The sequence below is a fragment of the Neobacillus drentensis genome (assembly GCF_036962765.1).
Lineage (GTDB): Bacteria > Bacillota > Bacilli > Bacillales > Cytobacillaceae > Neobacillus > Neobacillus drentensis_C.
This window is the reverse complement of sequence record NZ_JBALOS010000434.1, coordinates 1-2,198: the sequence shown is the minus strand read 5'-3', so window position 1 is coordinate 2,198 and position 2,198 is coordinate 1. Positions and strand designations below refer to the sequence as shown.

The 2,198-nt window shown below is 36.4% G+C and carries 2 protein-coding genes and 1 pseudogene; 1 reads left to right on the top strand and 2 read right to left on the bottom strand.

What is annotated here, in order from left to right; all coding sequences use genetic code 11:
* The first annotated feature begins 310 nt into the window (after positions 1-310).
* The gene (locus V7137_RS30445; protein ID WP_335701524.1) at positions 311-1,315 is read left to right on the top strand and encodes a DUF3231 family protein; all 1,005 of its coding nucleotides are present in this window, start codon (positions 311-313) and stop codon (positions 1,313-1,315) included.
* 194 nt (positions 1,316-1,509) lie between these two features.
* Here V7137_RS30445 and V7137_RS30440 read toward each other — a convergent pair.
* Positions 1,510-1,704 (bottom strand): annotated as a pseudogene (locus tag V7137_RS30440) (ArsB/NhaD family transporter); the annotation flags it as partial.
* A 69-nt stretch (positions 1,705-1,773) separates the two neighbouring features.
* On the bottom strand, positions 1,774-2,198 hold a 425-nt coding region (locus V7137_RS30435; protein WP_335701523.1), incomplete at its 5' end, for a cation diffusion facilitator family transporter.

Genomic DNA, 2,198 nt, shown 5'->3' with positions numbered 1-2,198 from the left:
CTGCAGCTCGACCTAGTTTAGGTAGGATATTCGGCTTAAAAACAATCAATGAGATAAAAATTATCACTAACGTACCACTAAGTCCTATATTTTCCATTGCAAACAACCCCTCTATGATTTTTTTATCACTCACTAATTGGCACCTTTAATCTAAATCACATTATCAACTTTAATGATTAGGATTTGATTAATAAAAAGATTAGAAATTAATGAGAATTTTAATAATGGTAAAAAATGGCTGAAGCCCGCAAACTAATATTTTTTTCATCTTGTGAATACTATGAAAAAAATGAAGGAGTTCTTTGTGAAAATGGAACATAGCCCAAAACTTGTCTCTTCAGAGGTTGCTGCATTGTGGAGTGCCTATATGCAAAATACGATGGCCTATTGCATTGTTCAACATTTTTCAAAAGTTAATGAAGACCCGGATCAAATGGATATTATCCAAACTGCATTGCATGATTGTCAATTTGTTGTAAGCGAAGTCAAACAAATCTTTGAAAAAGAAAACCACGCCATTCCAATCGGTTTCACACAAGAAGATGTGATTTTAAAAGCAGGTCGAATATATTCAGATCTGTTTAGTCTTAGATATATTAAATACATGGCAGCAGCAGGAACGGCTGCTGCTGCAGCCTTACTCGAAGTTTTGGCTAGGCAAGATGTCAGACAGTTATTTTCAAAAACTTCTCAACGATTTATGCAATTATATAATGATTCCTGCGACTTACTTTTAAAGAAGGGGACATTTATTCGGTCTCCGACTATTCCTCCAATGGTAAAAGCCGAATACCTTCAGGATGAATCGTTTCTTTCCGGTTTAATGGGCAGACATCGGCCATTAACTGTGATTGAACTGGCTCATATTTCAAAGAATACAGAAACTAATTCGATTGGCAGAACATTTGTTGCTGGTTTTTCTCAAGTTGCGAAATCACTCGAAGTTCGAAAATATATGGAGAGAGGTACTGAAATTGCTGCAAAGCATGAAACCGTTTTTCGCGATATCTTAATAAAAGATGGCGTTCCATTACCAAGTTCATGGGATTCCACCCTTTCTCAATCCATTGACTCACCTTTTTCGGATAAATTAATGATGTTTCAAGCATGCAGTCTAACTGCCTTAAGTGTTGCAGGCTATGGTACGGCAATCGGAACATCTCTTAGAAAAGATCTAGCTGGGCATTACAGCCGCTTGGTAGCTGAAGTTCTTCAATATGGAAATGATGGGACTAAATTGATGATTGAAAACAGGTGGCTGGAACAACCACCTCAGAATGTGGACAGAGAAGCATTACGGAATAGAAATGTATAAAAAGTAATGAAATTCTTTTTAGATAGAACAAAAGTAAGCCAAAATCCATATGTTAATAATATGTAGTAAGACTCAAAAAAAAGAAGACCGGGCCCCAATGACACGGTCAAAAAACACTATAGTAAAAACTGAGTAATCCAACCTCGTCGGCCAACAGGTGGATTATTCTCTTTTGTTTAGTTTTCTCATCAGAAAACCGGAGCACTTGACGCTGTAGCAATTAAAGCACCAGACAGCAAATATGGGATTTTTTGATGGTTTTTTAAGCCCATATTGTTTAATAACATGACTAATATCGGAGTGGTGATTAATATACTCCCATCGTTATTGAAAAAGAGAGTCATGAGAAAACATAAAAGATAGACATACCAGAATAATCGGATGTGAGCTGGACGTAAAAAAGAGACTTTTATCTGAAAGTCTCTTTTTTTGAGTGAAGATTATCGAGTCATGTTATTTTAATTTGGTTCTACATGGACATGGACATCATACACATTATGTTCTTTTATTAAAATATCCTCAACTTCTGTGGCGATATCATGAGCGCCCCGAACATCTAAACTGGAATTGACTAGAATGACAATGTCTACAACCACGTTGTTTCCATAATTCCTCGCTTTAATATCTTTTACAGCCTTAACTCCGAAACAATTATGGATTGTTTCTTTATATAACTCTATTTGTTTTTCATCGAATCCATCAGTCAAATAATGAGAAGCATCCCTAAAAATCTCCCACCCTGTTTTACAGATCAGTAAACCCACAATTATAGCAGTTAAAGGATCTAACCAAGGGAGGCCGAACTGTGCACCAATAATACCAATAAAAGTCCCGATGCTGACCCATGCATCTGACAGATTATCCTTTGCGGCCGCCATAACAG

Bases quoted from the DNA above. Each gene is read 5' to 3' on its own strand.
- V7137_RS30445 (WP_335701524.1), top strand. From the start codon at position 311: ATGGAACATAGCCCAAAACTTGTCTCTTCAGAGGTTGCTGCATTGTGG.